Below are 14,658 nucleotides of genomic sequence, written 5' to 3'. Positions count from 1 at the left end.
GATGGTAGCAGACTCACGGTAGAACTTGAGCAAGTCCCATGCCATCGGTGCTGCGGTTTTTGCGGTGCAGCTAATCAGTCCTGTTGGCCGCGATTATTCCTCCGGTGAAGTTCGAAGCAGTCCACTGGAAGGTGGATTGATTTCAGCTTTGCGCGCGTTGGAATCCACGTCGAGCCCGGCACCGATCGACGGCGCCATCGGCGGCGTGTCGAGGTCGCGCCAATCGTCGATCGCCTGGGCCACCATCTGCGCCGTCGCGGCCGACAGTGTCCAGCCGAGATGACCGTGGCCCGTATTGTAGAACACGCCCGGAATCCGTCCGGCGCGAACCACCGGCATCATGTTCGGCATCATCGGGCGCAAGCCCGCCCATGGCACGACTTTCGACGTATCGATCTCTGGGAAATGATGCCGCACCCAGTCCACCAGCGGTTGAATGCGATCGGCGCGAATGTCGCGGTTGAAGCCGTTGAACTCGGCGGTGCCGGCGACGCGGAAGCGGTCGGCGCCGAGCCGGCTGGTGACGATCTTCGCAGCTTCATCGAGCAGGCTGACGGTGGGCGCGGCATTCCGGCTTTGCGGCGCATCGAGCTGCACCGTGATCGAATAGCCCTTCACCGGATAGACATTGACGCGATCGTTGAGCAGGCCGGCGAAGTGGCGGCTCGCCACGCCGGCGCAAATCACGATCCCGTCCGCCTGCAACTGCCGTCGCGTCGCGACCGCAGCATCATGTGAAGCAGCTTCGTTCCAGCCGATGCGGAAGCCGTCATCGCCGCGCGCGATCGTGTCGACGTCGGCTTCATGGACAAAGCTCGCGCCACGGCGGATGCAGGCGTCGGCGAGGCCGCGGGTGAATTTGTGGATATCGCCGGTCGCGTCCGACGGCGTGAAGAAACCACCATAGCAGGCCGTCTGCAACGCGGGTTCGATGACGCGGATCTCGTCCGGGGTCACCGGCCGGCGGTCGAGCCCGCCCTGCTGCAGCAGCGTGTTGACCTTGAGGCCGGCTTCGAAGCCGGCCCTGTCGTGATAGACGTGCAGGATGCCGCAGCGCTCGAGATCGAAGGCGATGTTCTCGCGCTCTGCGATCGAGAACAGATGCTTGCGCGCTTCGATGGCGAGCTTTGTGGTCTCGATGGTGTTGCCGCGATAGCGCGTGATGTGACCTACGAACTCGCCGATCCAGGAATATTTGTGCCAGCTCGGCTTCGGGTTCATCAGCAGCGGCGCGTCGCTTCTCAGCATCCAGCGCAGCCCCTTCAGGATGGTCGCAGCACTGTTCCAGACTTCGGCGTTGCTGGCGGAAAGCTGTCCGCCATTGGCGAACGAGGTTTCCATCGCGGCGTAGCGATGCCTGTCGAGGACAGTCACCTTGTAGCCGCGTTCAAGCAGGGCATAGGCCGTCGTTACGCCGGTGATGCCGGCGCCGATGATCGCGATGTGTGGCATGATGGTTTTCAGGCTCCCGTGGGTTAGAGTCGCCGAACCGCCGGTGAAACCGGCATCGGCGCCCCATCTGTCACGGTACCTGAGAGCTTGATCCGCATCGGGCCGGGGCCGGAAGCGAACTATCCCCTTCGGTGGACGTCATGGCCCTTGATGTGCGGCCATGTTCGTCTCTCTCCAGATCGTCCTGACGATACAGTCCTTTTGCCTGAGAGTTTCCGGGGCGGTTGCTCCGTCGGCGCCGAAGGCAACAACACGAATGTTGTCGCTTCGATCTCTCCCGCATCGTCGCGTTGGACGGCCGGACCGTAGGCGAAGCCTTAAAAATGGACAAGGCTAAATTTCGATCCGGCAGTGCCAACGTGTTGTGCAGTGCAATCGATGTCAGTCCAGCGTCGCCAGCAGCGCCGCCATCAGGCGGCCGCGTTCGGCAAGGCTGTCGACCTCGATATGCTCGTTGAGCGTATGTGCATCGGCGCCGCGTACACCGAGGCCGTCGAGCGTGGGGATGCCCATCGCGCCGGTGAAGTTGCCGTCCGAGCCGCCGCCGGCGCTGCCGTGCGGCAGATCGAGACCCATCGCTGCCGCAAGGCCTTTTGCCTTTTCATACAGCGCCATGGTGCCCGCATCGGGCTCCCATACCGGGCGAGTGACGCCGCGCGTCACCTTGAAGCTCACGTCGTTGGCGGTGCCCGACAATGCCAGCATGCGCTCGACGCCGCGGTCGAGATCGGCCTGGCGCTTGGCCATGCTGAGCGCTTCGCCGGTGCAGGTCGTCGCGACGCAATTGACCCACTGGCCGCCATGCACGATGCCGACCGAGAACGTGCAGTCCTCGGTGGTCATGCCGTCGATGGCGATGATCTGCCGCGCCATCTCCCGGATCGCGGAGCGGCCGGAAGACAGCGTCGCGCCGGCATGGCTGGGCTTGCCGGTGGCTTCCAGATTGAAGCGCGCGATCGCATAGCGGCCGGTGACGACGCCGTTGTTCGGACGGCCGGGCTCCGGCACCAGCACGTATTTGTTGCGCGCGGCTTCCGCCTCGATGATGTCGCGCGTCGACGGCGTGCCGACTTCTTCGTCGGGGGTGAACAGCACGGTGATCGGCAGCGGAGTCGTGAAGGAGGCGCGCGCCAACTGCCTGATCGCCTCGATCGACAGGTAGTTGCCGCCCTTCATGTCGAAGATGCCCGGCCCGAAGCACTTGTTGCCTTCGCGCCGCCACTTCAGCTTCTCGATGGTGCCAACGGGGTGAACGGTGTCCAGATGGCCGGCGATCAGGATGCCGGGCTGGCCTTGTTTCGGATGGGGAAAACGGGCGCGGACGCAGCCCGCGAAGCCCTGGCGTCCGGCGATGCGCTCGATCGTCGCACCCATGATCGCCATCTCGCGGGCGGCGAGATCGAGCATGCGTTCGACCGCGGCGGCGTCCCAGGTCGGGCTTTCGCATTCCACCCAGCTGCGCAGGCCCTGCAGCATCGCTTCGGAATCAAACGGGAGATTGGCGGGGTTCATCGTTGTTCTCTCTTGTTGTTCTGACGGCGCCGGCATCGCGCGCGCGTTACGAAAATCTCAGCCGACGATTTTGTAAAGCCAAAATCTGGCGCGCGGCCTCATTCGTTTGTGTACGTCCGATGCGACCTGAAACCGATTGACGCGCTTGGCGCTTGGTGCAAGTCTCGATTTCACAAGCCATACAGCATGTTAGTTCGCCTAAATAACGAACCGCGTGCATAACGAATAAGCCGGCTTTGACCAGTTACACGTCAGGAGAGATTGCATGTTCCCTATCTCGCGTTGGAAACACCGCACGCTAGCGGCCGCGTTGACGGCGCTCGCGCTGTCGTTCGCGCCGCAGGAATTGTCATTCGCACCGCAGGCGATGGCCGCGGGCAAGACCATCACCGCGGTGATGCACTCGGATCTGCGCGTCATCGATCCGATCATGACCACGGCCTACATCACGCGCGATCATGGCTACATGATCTATGACACGCTGCTGGCGACGGATTCCAATTTCAAGATCCAGCCGCAGATGGCGGACTGGAAGGTTTCCGACGACAAGCTGACCTACACGTTCACGCTGCGCGACGGCCTGAAGTGGCACGACGGCGCGCCGGTCACCGCGGAAGACTGCGTCGCCTCGCTGCAGCGTTGGGGCAAAGTCGACGGCATGGGCCAGAAGCTGATGGACTTCGTCGCGAGCCTGGAGGCGACCGACGCCAAGACCATCACGCTGAAGCTGAAGGAACCCTACGGCCTCGTGCTGGAATCGATCGGCAAGCCGTCGTCGCGCGTGCCGTTCATGATGCCGAAGCGTCTTGCCGAGACGCCGCCGGACAAGCCGATCCCGGAACAGATCGGCTCCGGACCGTTCAAATTCGTGCAGGCGGAATTCCAGCCGGGCGTGAAGGCGGTCTATGAGAAGAACAAGGACTACGTGCCGCGCAAGGAGCCGGCGAGCTGGACCGCGGGCGGCAAGGTCGTCAAGGTCGACCGCGTCGAGTGGGTCACGATGGCCGATGCGCAGACCGCGGTGAACGCGTTGCAATCCGGCGACATCGATTTCATGGAGAACCTTCCGTTCGACATGCTGCCGGTGCTCGAAGCCAATCCGGATCTCAAGATCGACGTCCTGAACAAGTTCGGCTTCCAGACCCTCGGACGCATGAACTTCCTCTATCCGCCGTTCGACAACCCGAAGGTGCGCCGGGCTGCGTTCCTCGCGATGAACCAGAAGGACGTGCTCGACGCGCTGGTCGGCAACGCCAAGTACCAGAAGATCTGCGGCGCCTTCTTCGTCTGCGGCACGCCGCTCGAGACCGACGTCGGGGCCGAAACGCTGGTGAAGGGCAACGGCCTGGCGGAAGCCAAGAAGGCGCTCGCCGCATCCGGCTATGACGGCACCCCCGTGGTGATCATGGCGCCGGGCGACGTCACGACTTTGAAGGCCCAGCCGGTCGTGGCTGCGCAGCAGTTGCGCGAGGCCGGCTTCAAGGTCGACCTGCAGGCCACCGACTGGCAGACCGTGGTGACCCGCCGCGCCAGCCAGAAGCCGCCCAAGGAGGGCGGCTGGAACATGTTCTTCACAAACTGGGTCGCGGCCGACGTCTCCGATCCGATCGTCAACGCGTCGATCACCGGTCGCGGCAAGAATGGCGGCTGGTTCGGCTGGGCCGAAGACCCGAAGATCGAGGAGCTGCGTGACAAGTTCGCGCGCGCCGGCTCGGCTGAGGAAAAGAAGAAGATCGCCACGGAAATCCAGACCGAGGCCTACGATCAGGTGATCTACGTTCCGCTCGGCCAGTACACCATTCCGAGCGCGTGGCGGAAGTCGCTGACCGGCGTGCTCGACGGCCCGGCGACGCCGATCTTCTGGAACATCGACAAGTCCGAGTAAGCCTGCGGCTTGGCGCAAAACAAATGGCCGGGACGTGTCCCGGCCATTTTCTTTTCGCGCTGTCGCGTGTCAGGTGTGGCTGTCGCGGAGCTGCTCCAGTCCGTCGCTGAGCGGTGGCCCGCCTTGTGGTGCGTTCTGCGGCGGGGAGGGACGCTCCTTGCGCTGATCGCATTGGTCGGTTGCGCGCTGCGCGGATGGATCGTCGTTCGTCATCGTCATGCTCCAATTGCGGCATGACAACGAATATGCAGTGCACGGGTTCCGAACCGGCGACCGCTAATCGCCGTGCTCTGGTCTCATGCTGCTCGGGCTCGACAGGCTCGTGAGCTGCGTCGGTCCGATACCGGTTCCGTTCATCCAGACCACCGCTCCAGCGGCAAACGCGAGCAGTCCGTACAGCATGATCGCGGCGCGGATCCATCGCCGCGCGCGGTCGTCGGGCGTAGCGTCGATCCGATTGCAGTTTGCAATCTCCATCGCCGATCTCCGACCAAAATTGATTTCGAAATGCGACGGCCGCGAACTGCGCGGCCGGAATTTCCAATGCGGGAAGAGTAAGACAGTCAGCGATTGCGGCGTGTGAACCACGCCACCGCCGGAAGACACGACGCGGCGAGCACCGCGACACTGGCCCTCCCGAGTAGTGGGTCCGCGCACGGCATGCGAAGGCTGGTGCGGGCGGTGGGAGTCGAACCCACACGACGTTGCCATCGAGGGATTTTAAGTCCCTTGCGTCTACCAGTTCCGCCACGTCCGCGTTGCGCCAGGCGCGCCGATTTTTAGCGCGTTTGGGCGCCGAGTGGAATTGTCATTATCCGGTGCTAACAAGTGAGCTTTCAAAGGCTTAAGCGGCGGCCCGCAATTCCATTTGCCTCGGAGGCCGAGCATTGGGATAAGCGGCGCGCCGCCGCGATTGAGCCTCAATCCGGACACCGGTGGCTGCTTTAGGCAATCTCAACACTGTCCGGTTAAGAAAGCTGAATGTCTGTTCGTTTCCCACGCCGCCTGATGCTGTCGCGCGCGGCGGCCGTCATCGCGCTGCTCGCCTCGGCCGCGGGCGTTTCCGGCTGCGCGCAGATCGGCGACACCGTGCCGTCGGCATTCGCCGACCCCGCCAAGTACGAGCTTTATGATTGCAAGCAGCTCGAGAACGAGCGCAGCAATCTCAAGACCCGCGCGGCGGATCAGGAAAAATTGATGGCCAAGGCGGAGACCGGCGTCGGCGGTACTGTCGTCTCCGAGATGGTCTATCGCAACGAGCTGATCTCGATCCACTCTCAGCAGAAGCTGGCGGATGAGGCCTGGCGCAAAGGCAAGTGCCATGAAAGCCCGCCGGACACGCCTGCGGCCGCTGCCCCCGCTGCTCCCACGCCGGCGGCGAAGGGCCCGCGCGCGCCACGGGGCCTCGTCCACTAAGCCTGCGTTGTTGCGATTGGCCGAGCTCAGGCGCGCCAGTCGTAAATCCAGTCCTGCCGCGCCAGCATGCGCTCCGGACCAATGGCGCGGATCGCCAGATCGCGCGCGATCGCCGCCGGCCCGCGCAAATGATAGATGCGGCCCTGCTGCCGCGCCAGGCGCTGCACTTTCAGCACGCGCCCGCGCCGCACCCGTGCGTAGCGCTTCAACGCGGCGGGAATACCTGCGGTGTTTTCCCCGGTGCTGTCCCTCAACGCCTTGGCGAGCACGGCCGCATCCTCGATCGCCATGCCGGCGCCTTGCGCGGCGAACGGCAGCATCGCATGCGCGGCATCGCCGAGCAGCGTCACCGCGCCTTCGCTCCAGCGGCCGATGTCGGGCAGGGTGAACAGTGCCCATTTGCGCCAGCCGTCGACCGCGCCGATCAGCATCCGCGCTGTCGCGGGCCAGCGCGCGGTGGCGAATGCACCCTTGATCTCGTTGATGTCGCCGGGCTCGCTCCAGCCCGGCCGGTTCCAGGTGCCCGATACGATCGCGACCACGTTGATCTGGCGTCCGGCCGAGATGGGGTAGGCGACGAGATGCGCGTCCGGTCCCATCCAGAGCTGTACGCGCGGTGCGGTGTATTCATGCGGCAGGGCGGTGGCGTCCAGCGTGCCGCGCCAGGCGATCAGGCCGGAGAATTGTGGCTGTACATCCGGAAACAAATGCCCGCGCACCGACGACCAGATGCCGTCGGCGCCGATCAGCGCAACGGCCAATTCCTCCTGCCGTGAATTGCCGCGGCGTTGGACGACCGTGAGGCCTCGCGCATGCTTGGTCACATCCTCGAACTGGCAGCCGAGCCGCAGATCGATATCGGGATGGTCGCTCGCGGCGGCCTGCAGCGCGGCCTGCAAATCGGCGCGGTGGATCACCCAATAGGGTGCGCCGGCGCGGAACTCGGCGGCCTGGCCAAGCGGCATCCGTGCGATCTCGCCACCGGCTCGTGCGCTCAGGATGTTGACGGATTCAGGCGTGACCGCGCGCCGCGCAAGCGGTTCCTTCAGCCCGAGCTCGACCAGGATGCGGCTCGCATTGGGAGAGAGCTGGATGCCGGCGCCGGCTTCCTCGAGCCGTTCGGCCTTCTCCAGCACGACGACGCGAAAGCCCTGTGCCGCCAGTGTCAGCGACGCCGTCAGTCCTCCGATCCCGGCGCCTGCAACGATGACGGTTCGCGTCAGCGCCACGGAGCGGTCAGGCGACCTTGTCTTTCAGCACGCATTCCGGCGGCCGCGCTTCGCCGGCCGCGAGGTCGGACGCGAAGCGATAGAGCGTCGAGCAGTACGGGCAGATAATCTCGTTGTCGTTACCGAGGTCGAGGAACACGTGCGGGTGGTCGAACGGCGGGTTGGCGCCGACGCACATGAACTCCTGCGATCCGATTTCGATCACCGAGACACCGGCATCGTTATGGAAGTGCGGGACGACGTGGTCGGACATATTCTCACCTTGATGGCAACGATGGGCAGACGCAATCAACAGCATGCGGCATCGCGAAATGCCGCGCACCATACTGGCGGGAACAGTTGATTCCTAGAGCCCCGATGGCTCATTTGCTCATGCAAATTCGACACAATCTTGTCGTCCCAGAGAAGCCCTCCTTTGGTCGGAGCCGTTGTGTCGCAAAAACGGCACACTATCTCCAAGGCGAATAAAACTAGAGGTTTTAGCGGAATGAATCGGGTGCGCGTCAGCTTGGCGGTGGTCGGCGTGGCAGCAAGTGCTGCCGTGGGCGCGGCTATTTGGCCGCACGCCCGTGATGCCGGCACCGTGCTGGCGGCGCGGGACGATCCCGCTGCGCTCGCCGACATCAGGCTCAATTCCGTGCTGCGCAACAACCCGGCGTTGATCTCCGACAATATCGAGGCGGCGCTGGCCTCCGGCGATGCCGACCTTGCGGCCAGCTTTGTCGAACTCGCCGGCGAGAAGAACATCGCGCTCAGTGATGATCTCACCAAGCGCGTCGATGATGCGCGCGCCGAGCAATCATCCGGCGTGCATTTCGCCAAGGGCTTTGCCACCGGCCTGGTGACCGGCAACGCCCACGATGTCGCAAGCCTGTCCGGCACCGTCGCCGGCGACCTGTTCGTGTTCGGTGATGTCAGGGACGTCGTGCGCGAGGGCAAGCACCTCGTGATGGGCGAGGACACCGACCAGCTGGTGCTCGGCCTCGCCGCCGCCGGGCTTGCGGTGACCGCGGCCACCTATGTGTCGGTCGGCGGTGCCGGGCCGCTGCGCGCCGGGCTGACGCTGGTCAAGGATACGCGCAAGGCGGGACGGCTGAGCGAGGGGATGATCGAATGGGCCGGGCGTTCGACCCGCGAGGTCGTCGACCAGCCGGCGCTGCGCGAGGCGGTCGCATCCGGCTCGGTGCTGCGGCCGGTGGAAACCGCAACCGCGATCCGCGCGGCCTTCCGCGCCGAGAAGGCCGGCGCCCTGGTGCGCGTCGCCAAGGACGTCGGGCGCATCGGCGAGGCGGCCGGGGTTCGCGCTGCGCGGGATACGCTCAAGGTCGCCGAGAACCCGAAGGAGATCGCGCGGGCGGCGCGGATCGCCGAGGTCAAAGGCGGACAGACCCGCGCGATCCTGAAGCTGCTCGGCCGCGGCGCGCTGCTGCTGGCGGCCGGGGCATTCAATCTCACCATGTGGCTGTTCGGCGCCCTGCTGGCGCTGTTCGGCTTCCTGTCGTCGATCAAGGCCACCACCGAACGGGCCACCGCCTGGTGGCTCAGACGAAGCAAGGTGCTGCGCCTGAAGCGGCAGATGGCCGCTCAGGCTACCTTGGCGAGTATGCCCGCCCAGGGTTAGGCTTGCGGTCGCCGGTCGATCGCCAATCGCAAATCCCAAGAACAAACGGAATGGATGATGCCGAGTTTCCATCACGGCGATGTTGAAATTGCCTATATCGACGAAGGCGCGGGCGAACCGATCGTGCTGGTGCACGGCTTTGCCTCGAGCAAGAACGTCAACTGGATCTACCCGACCTGGGTGTCCGATCTCGTCAAGGCCGGCCGTCGGGTGATCGCGCTCGACAATCGCGGCCACGGCGAATCCGCCAAGCTCTACGATGCCGCGCAGTACGAGATCGCGACCATGGCCGGCGACGTGATCGCGCTGATGGACCATCTCGGAATCGCGCGCGCCGACATCATGGGCTATTCGCTCGGCTCGCGGATGACGGCGATCCTGGCGCGAGAGAATTCCGATCGGGTGCGCTCGGCGATCCTCGGTGGGATCGGCATCGGACTGATCGAGGGCGGCGGCCCCGGCGAGGCGGTCGCGCTGGCGCTGGAGGCGCCGTCGCTCGACGATGTCACCGACCCGGTCGGCCGTACCTTCCGCGCCTTTGCCGATCAGACCCGATCCGACCGCCGCGCGCTCGCCGCCTGCCTGCGCGGCTCGCGCCGCCTGATGACGCGCGATGAGGCGGCCGGCATCCGCGTGCCGGTTCTGATCGCGGTCGGCAGCAAGGACGAGATCGCGGGCTCGGCGTCAGCGCTCGGCCGGATCATTCCGGGTTCGGAGGTGCTCGACATTCCGAACCGCGATCACATGCGGGCGGTCGGCGACAAGGTCTACAAGACCGGGGTCATCGACTTCCTGTCGCGCCGAAAATAGATCGTCGGCTTCATCCCTGGCGAAGGCGCGCGCGGCCGCGATCAGCACCACGAAGGTCGCGACCCACACCATGCGCGCGCCGTAGCGGTCGTGCGGTCCCGAGATCACGCCGCAGACAAAGGCATTGCCGAGCAAGGCGAGCGTGACCGTGCCCGCCAGCAGCGTCAGATCGTCGAGCCGCCGTTGCCACAGGCCGCGGCCGAACAGGATGACGACCAGGAGCATCGAGCCCAGCGCGACCGGCACGTGGATGCGGTTGATCGCGGTGAAGTCGAGGTGCCAGCGTTGCTGCCGCGCCGCGCGCATCGGCCGGACCTGTTTGGGAATGTAGCGCTCGATGATGCCGTAGGTATGCGGGATCCAGCCATTGGTGCCTTCACCGGTCGCGACATGCACGAGCTGGTCGGCGGTTGCGGCCAGTGCCGCCTTGGCCTGCCATTCCGGATATTCGGCCAGCGAGCGCAGCACGATGGTGCCCATCTCGTCATTCAGTCCCTTGAAGCGGCCGAGCGTGTTGAACATGCTGTTGCCCCACAGGAAGTCGTCGGCGGTTGGCGGCAATTCGTTGCGATAGGGGCAGAGCTTCAGCTGCTCCGTCGCGCAATGATCGTGCAGGTATTGCGCGACGATGCCATCCTGCAGCATGCGTCCGAAGGCGACGCCATAGCCGCCGGGCGTCCAGGCCAGCTGTCCGGACAGCGCAAAGTTCGCGGCCAGCAGCATCGCCGCGCCGACGACGGTGGTCAGGCTGCCTTGCACCAAGCCCGCGACCGGGATGCGCCGGCCGAGCCACGGACGCAGCATCCAGCCGACGCAGCACAGGCCGAGCAGCACCGCCAGCGTCGCGCTGTGCGTGGCGGCCGAAAACGCGATGAACGCGAACAGCACCGCCTTCTCCAGCGTCGAGATCCGTTCGCCGTGCAGGATGAGGATGAAGAGCGCGAGCACCGAAAGGCCGGCGAAGATGTCGGTCAGCAGCATGCTGGCCAGCCAGGGCAGGGCGGTGGTTGCGATCAGCGCGAGGCTGATCGCAATCAGCCGGACCGGCCGGGCGAGGTCGAGCACGCGCAGCGTCAGTTGCAGGATCCACAGCGTCGCCAGGGTCTGGATGCCGAGGTTGAGCCAGAAATCCGATGTCTCGCCGACATGGAGGTAGATGCCGAATACCGTGGACCGGCTCGGCACCAGGTAGCCCTCATACCAGCGCGCCAGATAGCCGCCGGTATCCCATTGGAGCAGCGGATAGCCGTTCCAAAAGGCGGGGGCGAGCAGCAGGAGGGGGATGGCAATGGTCGCGATCCAGACCGACCGTGCGTCGGTCAGGCGGGCACCTAAACTCTGGGTATTGATGATGTTTCCCCCTTTTATTGGGGCCGACCATGCCCAAAACCACACTGGGGACGAAATCCGCCAATAGTTGCAGAAGCACGGCTTGATTTCGGCAAAATCCCGACCAATTCCCCTAGACGCCGGCCCCGGGGGTGTTCGGCTGGGGTTTACCGTACTGAGCCATCCCGGGACGCGCTGGGTCCATCGTGCTATAACGCACATCAGAACAACCGAATTGCGAGAGCAGCTATGGCAGTTCATCAGGTCAATCCGCAGGGAGGCAAGCTTGCGGCGCTCGATCCGATCTGGGATCGAATCCGCGGCGAGGCGGAGGACATCCTGCGGCGCGAGCCGGAACTCGCATCCTTCATCTATGCGACCGTGCTGCATCATGAGCGGCTGGAAGATTCGGTGGTCCATCGCATCGCCGAGCGGCTCGATCACGCCGCGCTGTCGGGCGATTTGATCCGCCAGACCTATGGCGAGGCGTTGCGCGATGCGCCCGATATCGGCAACGCGTTCCGCGCCGACCTCGTTGCCGTCTATGACCGCGATCCGGCGACCTCGCGCTTCATCGATCCCTTGCTCTACTTCAAGGGCTTTCACGCGCTGCAGACGCATCGTCTCGCGCACTGGCTGTATCAGAAGGGCCGCAAGGATTTTGCATTCTACCTGCAGAGCCGCTCCTCGGCCGTGTTCCAGACCGACATCAACCCGGCCGCCAGGATCGGCCGCGGTATCTTCCTCGATCATGCCACCGGTTTCGTCTGCGGCGAGACGGCGGTCATCGAGGACGATGTCTCGATCCTGCATGGCGTCACGCTCGGCGGTACCGGCAAGGAGAACGAGGATCGCCATCCGAAGATCCGCCACGGCGTGCTGATCGGCGCCGGCGCCAAGATCCTCGGCAATATCGAGATCGGTCATTGCGCGCGCATCGCGGCCGGCTCGGTCGTGGTCAAGCCGGTGCCGCACAACGTCACGGTCGCGGGCGTGCCGGCGAAAATCGTCGGCGAGGCCGGCTGTGCCGAGCCGTCGCGCACCATGGACCAGATGCTCAGCGCGATCGGGCTTTGATTTCATTCGCTTTCTGATCGCGGCGAAAACGCGCCCAAACAAGAGTCGTGTGCGCAACATCACGTCGCCAAAGCCTGAAAAGGCTCTGGCGATCTTGGCCGTCTCGTCCTAAAACTCCCCCGAAAATCATCGACCCGATTGGAGACGGCCGTGGACGTTCAGGAAGTCAGGAAGCTCGACGCGTATCTGAAGCGCGTGTTCAGCAATCCCAAGATCCGCGTGGTGCCGCGGCCCAAGAAGGACGACTCGGCCGAGGTCTATATTGGCGAGGAGTTCATCGGCGTGCTGTTCGTCGACGACGAGGACGATGATCGCTCGTTCCAGTTCCAGATGGCCATCCTGGAAGAAGATCTGGCTGAATAGGGCCGAACAGCCTCGCTGCCGGCCCAAGCCGTCGTATGACCGCTGGCGCCGGTGGCCATTCGCGCACCGCCGCGCGGATCAGCGGTCCGACAAGCCCGGGGCTTCGCGATGGCGAAGCGCACCGGTCGCCGGGTCCAGGGAACGCGACCAGGGAACGCGACTCAGGCGCCGCGTGAAAGCAATGCCGGCACAATCAACGACAGGCCCGCGAGCAGTAGCAACGTAAGCACGACCTTGCGGAATATCTCGTCGTCGATCTTTCCGTATAGCTTGAAACCGCTCCAGAGGCCGGCGAGCAGAAATGGCAGACCCAGCCCGTACAATTTGAAGGTTTCCGTCGTGAAGGCGCCGGTGATCCCCATCGAAATCGAGATCACGACGAAGGCGGCGAACAGGACCGGCTGGAACACCGCGCGCTGCGCGTCCCTCGTCCAGCCGCGCCATTGGCAGGAGATGGTCGAGATGATGCCGCCAAGTCCGGTGAGTCCGCCGACCAGCCCGTTGACGAGGCCGATGGCGATGTCCGGCGCGATGCCGATCTTCATCGGCCTGAACGCCGGTCGTGCCAGGCTGTAGATCGCATAAAGCACCAGCAATGTCCCGACGCCAAATCGTAAGTGGACCGGGCTGAGATAGGTGAGCAGGACCACTCCAGTCGGGATGCCAATCGTCGTGCCAAGCGACAACGGCCAGATGGCGTGCCAATTCAGCGCCCGACGCAATTTCAGGATGCCGTACCCCTGCGTGAGCAGGCCGTAGCCCGCGATCAGCGCCGCTGTCTGGATCGGTGTGATGATGTGCAGCCACACACCTGACACCACGAGGCCCATCGCAAACCCCGAAAGGCCGCTGACGAACCCGCCGGCAAGAGAGGCGAGAACAAAAAGAACGAGACCCACTCCATCCATCGGTCACTCCCCCAAAAGCGAGGTGACGCACACTTGGATGTCAATTCCATCTGACGGGGAGGATGCGGATCCCCGAGTTTGCTAACCGGCTGTTGCCGGCTGATCGCCGGCTTACCTATCTGCTTCTCCGTAGGTGATTTGATCAAACAGTGTCACACTGTCGGCCTTGGTCCACAGCCCCACTTTGCCCGCATCGCCGAACGTGGAATCCTCGACCTCGAACAGTTGCTTGCCGTTGAAAGATACAATGAAGCGCGAGGCTTTGAAGTCGATCCGCAGCGTGTGCCAGGTATTGGACGGCACCTTGATATCGATTCCATAGCCTCCCTTGCGGCCGACAATGTCGAGCGGGCTCCGCACGCCGTTCACAGTCTTGTAGAGGACGACATTGTCCTCAAGTGCGTTGGCGCGGGTCACGTAGTAGTTGTTCGCGTCCTTCGCTCGCCAGACAATACCGGCGGCGCGGTCCTGGGATCCTGCGAGAGCCTTGAACCTGACCTCGACGAAGCCGTCCTTGATGCTGGTGTCGTCCTTCAACAGCAGCGGGTAGGTCGCTCGGCCAGATTGCTTGAGCACCTTCGATTTCGACGGCGCCGTCGCATCGTTTTCGACCGTCCATCTCGATTCGCCCGATCCCGTGACGGTGGCAGTCCAGCCGTCGGGCGCGACGCCGATCTGGGTACTCTCAAAACCGACTGCGTAACTTGACATGTCGTTCACTCCCAAGACGAGCAGCGTAGCTGCGACGATGGCCATGAGCCGTTGGGGATGGGGCATTTCCCGGCTCCCGTCAGGTCGAGAATTCCGGCATGCGGACGTGTTGTGAAATGCGTACTGACCGAGCGCTGAATCATTCGAGCCTGGACCCTTAAACGGGAGGCTCCGCCGGGGCGGGAAGTTGGTCGAGTCCCGCGATTCCCATTGCGCGTAATGCAATGTGGAATCCTTGGCAAATTGATCAGGGAGAGTTGGAGGCTTGCTCTTGTCCATGTGCGCATGACCTCGACAAGTCGAGCGTTGCACAGTTCTTGGACCGAAGCCTCAAGGGGAGACCGT

General features: G+C 64.2%; 14 protein-coding genes, 1 tRNA gene, 1 pseudogene and 2 riboswitches. Of the genes and pseudogenes, 6 read left to right on the top strand and 10 right to left on the bottom strand.

From position 1 onward, the window contains the following. Positions 1–93 precede the first annotated feature (93 nt). Both ACVWY5_RS21705 and ACVWY5_RS21700 read right to left on the bottom strand, forming a co-directional pair. A complete protein-coding gene (locus ACVWY5_RS21705) occupies positions 94–1,452 on the bottom strand; it encodes a D-amino acid dehydrogenase (protein WP_028336106.1) in 1,359 nt (452 codons plus the stop codon). A 65-nt stretch (positions 1,453–1,517) separates the two neighbouring features. Then, positions 1,518–1,632, bottom strand: a riboswitch (glycine riboswitch). Between the two features lie 3 nt (positions 1,633–1,635). Then, positions 1,636–1,742, bottom strand: a riboswitch (glycine riboswitch). 91 nt (positions 1,743–1,833) lie between these two features. Next, positions 1,834–2,964: a M20/M25/M40 family metallo-hydrolase gene (locus ACVWY5_RS21700; RefSeq protein ID WP_028336107.1), complete on the bottom strand. Its 1,131-nt coding sequence runs from the start codon at positions 2,962–2,964 to the stop codon at positions 1,834–1,836. 265 nt (positions 2,965–3,229) lie between these two features. On the opposite strand from ACVWY5_RS21700, the gene ACVWY5_RS21695 reads away from it, so the two are divergent. Continuing rightward, positions 3,230–4,849, top strand: a complete 1,620-nt coding sequence (locus ACVWY5_RS21695; RefSeq protein WP_028336108.1) for an ABC transporter substrate-binding protein — start codon at positions 3,230–3,232, stop codon at positions 4,847–4,849. Between the two features lie 69 nt (positions 4,850–4,918). On the opposite strand, the gene ACVWY5_RS21690 is transcribed toward ACVWY5_RS21695, so the two are convergent. The 3 genes from ACVWY5_RS21690 to ACVWY5_RS21680 form a co-directional block, all read right to left on the bottom strand. Next, the gene (locus tag ACVWY5_RS21690; RefSeq protein ID WP_157346371.1) at positions 4,919–5,062 is read right to left on the bottom strand and encodes a hypothetical protein; all 144 of its coding nucleotides are present in this window, start codon (positions 5,060–5,062) and stop codon (positions 4,919–4,921) included. Positions 5,063–5,125: 63 nt separating this feature from the next. Beyond that, entirely contained in the window at positions 5,126–5,326 is a 201-nt protein-coding gene (locus tag ACVWY5_RS21685) for a hypothetical protein (RefSeq protein ID WP_028336109.1), read from the bottom strand. Between the two features lie 193 nt (positions 5,327–5,519). Then, positions 5,520–5,606 (bottom strand) — tRNA-Leu (locus tag ACVWY5_RS21680). A gap of 224 nt (positions 5,607–5,830) precedes the next feature. Between ACVWY5_RS21680 and ACVWY5_RS21675 the strand changes: the two genes are divergently transcribed. Beyond that, positions 5,831–6,265 (top strand): hypothetical protein, encoded by a 435-nt coding sequence (locus ACVWY5_RS21675; protein WP_028336110.1) that lies wholly within the window; start codon positions 5,831–5,833, stop codon positions 6,263–6,265. A gap of 26 nt (positions 6,266–6,291) precedes the next feature. On the opposite strand, the gene ACVWY5_RS21670 is transcribed toward ACVWY5_RS21675, so the two are convergent. Further along, positions 6,292–7,494 (bottom strand): FAD-dependent monooxygenase, encoded by a 1,203-nt coding sequence (locus ACVWY5_RS21670; protein WP_028336111.1) that lies wholly within the window; start codon positions 7,492–7,494, stop codon positions 6,292–6,294. Between the two features lie 7 nt (positions 7,495–7,501). After that, positions 7,502–7,747, bottom strand: coding sequence for a zinc-finger domain-containing protein (locus ACVWY5_RS21665; RefSeq protein WP_018272338.1), 246 nt, complete (start codon positions 7,745–7,747; stop codon positions 7,502–7,504). Positions 7,748–7,981: 234 nt separating this feature from the next. Between ACVWY5_RS21665 and ACVWY5_RS21660 the strand changes: the two genes are divergently transcribed. After that, positions 7,982–9,115: a hypothetical protein gene (locus tag ACVWY5_RS21660; protein ID WP_028336112.1), complete on the top strand. Its 1,134-nt coding sequence runs from the start codon at positions 7,982–7,984 to the stop codon at positions 9,113–9,115. Positions 9,116–9,172: 57 nt separating this feature from the next. Next, on the top strand, positions 9,173–9,925 hold the full coding sequence (locus ACVWY5_RS21655; protein ID WP_028336113.1) for an alpha/beta fold hydrolase: 753 nt from the start codon (positions 9,173–9,175) through the stop codon (positions 9,923–9,925). Here ACVWY5_RS21655 and ACVWY5_RS21650 read toward each other — a convergent pair. After that, positions 9,926–11,320, bottom strand: a pseudogene (locus ACVWY5_RS21650) (hypothetical protein); the annotation flags it as partial. It lies immediately after the preceding gene. A 183-nt stretch (positions 11,321–11,503) separates the two neighbouring features. On the opposite strand from ACVWY5_RS21650, the gene cysE reads away from it, so the two are divergent. Further along, positions 11,504–12,331 carry a serine O-acetyltransferase gene (cysE, locus tag ACVWY5_RS21645; RefSeq protein WP_018272333.1) on the top strand — a complete coding sequence of 276 codons (828 nt, stop codon included), beginning with the start codon at positions 11,504–11,506 and terminating at the stop codon, positions 12,329–12,331. A 150-nt stretch (positions 12,332–12,481) separates the two neighbouring features. After that, positions 12,482–12,694 (top strand): DUF3126 family protein, encoded by a 213-nt coding sequence (locus ACVWY5_RS21640; protein WP_021077729.1) that lies wholly within the window; start codon positions 12,482–12,484, stop codon positions 12,692–12,694. A gap of 161 nt (positions 12,695–12,855) precedes the next feature. Here ACVWY5_RS21640 and ACVWY5_RS21635 read toward each other — a convergent pair whose 3' ends face one another. Both ACVWY5_RS21635 and ACVWY5_RS21630 read right to left on the bottom strand, forming a co-directional pair. Beyond that, a complete protein-coding gene (locus ACVWY5_RS21635; RefSeq protein WP_028336114.1) occupies positions 12,856–13,602 on the bottom strand; it encodes a TSUP family transporter in 747 nt (248 codons plus the stop codon). A gap of 111 nt (positions 13,603–13,713) precedes the next feature. Continuing rightward, on the bottom strand, positions 13,714–14,379 hold the full coding sequence (locus tag ACVWY5_RS21630; RefSeq protein WP_244482344.1) for a family 16 glycoside hydrolase: 666 nt from the start codon (positions 14,377–14,379) through the stop codon (positions 13,714–13,716). Positions 14,380–14,658 lie beyond the last annotated feature (279 nt).

The organism is Bradyrhizobium sp. USDA 3256 (assembly GCF_054058275.1).
This window is presented reverse-complemented; position numbering and strand designations above follow the sequence as displayed.